This is a genomic window from Allosphingosinicella sp. (assembly GCF_036387215.1).
In the GTDB taxonomy this organism is placed as follows: Bacteria; Pseudomonadota; Alphaproteobacteria; order Sphingomonadales; family Sphingomonadaceae; genus Allosphingosinicella.
Genome location: NZ_DASVUE010000293.1, coordinates 1 through 3216, shown reverse-complemented (window position 1 = coordinate 3216; position 3216 = coordinate 1). Strand labels below are relative to the sequence as shown.

Annotated in this window: 2 protein-coding genes; both read left to right on the top strand. The window is 66.7% G+C overall.

The genetic code is table 11. The features are described 5' to 3' along the window. Positions 1-679 (top strand): DUF6504 family protein (locus VF662_RS11970; protein WP_464141448.1); only part of this gene is annotated, 679 nt, incomplete at its 5' end. Beyond that, a partial coding sequence (locus VF662_RS11965; RefSeq protein WP_464141445.1) for an error-prone DNA polymerase occupies positions 676-3216 on the top strand: 2541 nt, incomplete at its 3' end. The genes VF662_RS11970 and VF662_RS11965, both read left to right, overlap by 4 nt.

Genomic DNA, 3216 nt, shown 5'->3' with positions numbered 1-3216 from the left:
GAAGCGCACCCTCCTCCTCTGCTCCCGAATCGACGGCATCGACCAGAGGATCGCGGTCGGCACCGCCCGCGCCACGCGCGATGCAGGGCACCTCCTCCGCCTCATGCGCATGAAGATCGAGACGATCGATCCCGGCTTCGGGATCGAGGCGATGCACCTCGTCGCCGAACGATCGGAGCCGCTCGGCGCCCAGCCGATCGAGAGCGCGCTCGGCGGCGACAAGCCCTCGCCCGATCTCGTGCCACTGATCGACCGGCTCGCAAGCCGCCTCGGCCCCGGCCACATCTTCCGCACCGGCGCGGTCGAGAGCGACGTCCCCGAACGTTCCATCCGCCGCGTCCCGCCGCTTGGGGAAGCCGCCGAATGGCCGACCCGCTGGCCGCGCCCCTCCCGCCTCCTCGCCCGCCCGGAACGGGTCGACAAGGTGATGGCCGAGCTTCCGGACCAGCCGCCGCTCCGCTTCAGCTGGCGCGGAAGGATGCACCGCGTCCGCCGCGCAGACGGGCCCGAGCGCATCTACGGCGAATGGTGGAAGAGGAGCGGCGAGGCCGATGCGGTGCGCGACTATTTCCAGGTCGAGGACGAAGAAGGCGCCCGCTTCTGGCTCTACCGCCGCGGCGACGGCGTCGATGCCCGCACCGGCGATCTCAGCTGGTGGCTGCAGGGGATGTTCGGGTGACCTACACCGAACTTCACGTCACCACCCATTTCAGCTTCCTTCGCGGGGTCTCTTCAGCGGAGGAGCTGTTCACGGCCGCGGCCAATCTCGGCTATCCGGCGCTCGGCATCACCGACCGCAACAGCGTTGCCGGCCTCGTCAGGGCCTTGATCGCCGCCGACACCACCGATCTCCGCCTCGTCGCCGGCTGCCGGCTCGATCTGATGGACGGAACCTCGCTCCTCGTCTGGCCGGAGGACCGCGCCGCCTGGTCTCGGCTCACCCGGCTGCTTACCGTAGGCAAGGCCCGGGCCGATCCCCGCAAGGGCGAGAAGGGGCAATGCTTCCTCCACTGGGAAGATGTTGCCGCTTATGCGGAGGGCCTGGTAGCCGCCTTGGTGCCCGACATGCCCGATGCGGCGGCCGAAGCGGCGCTTGCCAATACCGCAGATATTTTCGGGGGCCGCGCCTACAGCACTCTGACCCACCGCCGGCGCCCTGGGGATGCAATGCGGCTCCGACGGCTTGACGATCTTGCGCGCCGCTTTGGAGTGCGGAGCCTCGCGACCGGCGACGTGCTCTACCATTCGCCGGACAAGCGCCTGCTGCAGGACGTGGTGACTGCAATCCGCCACAAATGCACGATCGACGATCTCGGCTTCCGGCGCGAGCGCTACGCCGACCGGCACCTCATGAGCACGGCGGAGATGGAGCGCCGCTTTTCCGACTATACCGACGCCGTCCGCGCCACCGCCGACATCGCCGAACGCTGCACCTTTTCGCTTCGCGAGCTGAGCTATCAATATCCGGACGAAGTGGTGATGTCGGGCCGTTCGCCGCAGGAAGCGCTGGAGCAGCTGACCCGCGAGGCCTTGGCGGCCAAATTCCCCGAAGGCGTACCCGAAGCCTATTCAAAGCTTCTGGAACATGAGCTTCGGCTGGTCGGCAGCCTCGGCTACGCGCCTTATTTCCTGACCGTCAACTCGATCGTCCAATATGCCCGCAGCCAGCAGATATTGTGCCAGGGGCGCGGATCCGCCGCCAATTCGATGATCTGCTACATCCTCGGAATCACCTCGATCGATCCGGTCGAGCACCAGCTCCTGTTCGAGCGCTTCATCTCAGAAGATCGCAAGGAGCCGCCCGACATCGACGTCGATTTCGAGCATGAACGGCGCGAGGAAGTGATCCAGTGGATCTACGAAACCTACGGCCATGATCATGCAGCGCTCGCCGCCGTGGTCAGCCGCTATCGCGCGCGCGGCGCCGTCCGGGAGGTGGGAAAGGCGCTGGGCCTTCCGGAGGACGTCACCGGAGCGCTTGCGGGACAGGTCTGGGGCTGGTCGAACGAAGGCGTTGCCGACCGCCACGTCCAGGACCTCAACCTCGACGGTTCCGATCCGCGCCTGGCTCTCACGCTCGATCTGGCGCGCCAGCTGATCGGCACTCCGCGCCACATGTCCCAGCATCCGGGAGGCTTCGTGCTCGCGAGGGACCGGCTCGACGACCTGGTGCCGATCGAACCCGCGGCAATGGAGGACCGCCGCATCATCGAGTGGGAAAAGGACGATATCGAGGAGCTCGGCTTCATGAAGGTCGACGTGCTCGGCGTCGGGATGCTCGGCTGCATGCGCCGCGCGTTCGATCTTCTGGCGGATCACAAGGGCCTCAGGATCAGCATGGCCGATCTTCAGGAGGACGATCCCCAAGTCTACGCGATGATCCAGCGTGCAGATACGTTGGGCGTGTTCCAGATCGAGAGCCGTGCGCAGATGTCGATGCTGCCGCGGATGAAGCCCAAGGAATTCTACGATCTCGTCATCGAAGTGGCGATCGTCCGCCCGGGCCCGATCCAGGGCGACATGGTCCACCCCTATCTTCGCCGGCGGGAAGGAAAGGATCCGGTCGAGTTCCCGTCAGAGGCGCTCCGAAAGGTGCTGTGGAGGACATTGGGCGTGCCGCTCTTCCAGGAGCAGGCAATGAAGGTCGCGATCGTCGGCGCCGGCTTCTCGCCGGCCGAGGCGGACCAGCTCCGCCGGGCGATGGCGACGTTCAAATATACCGGCGGGGTCACCCACTTTCAGGACAAGTTGATCGGCGGCATGCTCGCCAACGGCTATTCGCAGGATTTCGCCGAGCGCACCTTCAAGCAGATCGAGGGCTTCGGCTCCTATGGCTTTCCGGAGAGCCACGCGGCGAGCTTCGCCAAGATCGCCTACGCCTCCTGCTGGATGAAGTGCCACCATCCGGACGTATTCTGCGCGGCCCTCCTCAACGCCCAGCCGATGGGCTTCTACGCGCCGGCCCAGATCGTCCGCGACGCGCGCGAGCACGGGGTGGAGGTCCGCCCGCCCTGCATCAACGAGAGCCGCTGGGACTGCGCGCTAACAGATCCTCCCCCAGCTCTGCTGGGGGAGGGGGACCATCCGAAGGATGGTGGAGGGGCCGAGCGAAGCGAGGAGAACGGCTCCGGCCTTGCCTCCGCCGCCCCTCCACCGCGCTCCGCGCGGTCCCCCTCCCCGAGCAAGCTCGGGGAGGAGCTTTTGCCTCTCCGCCTC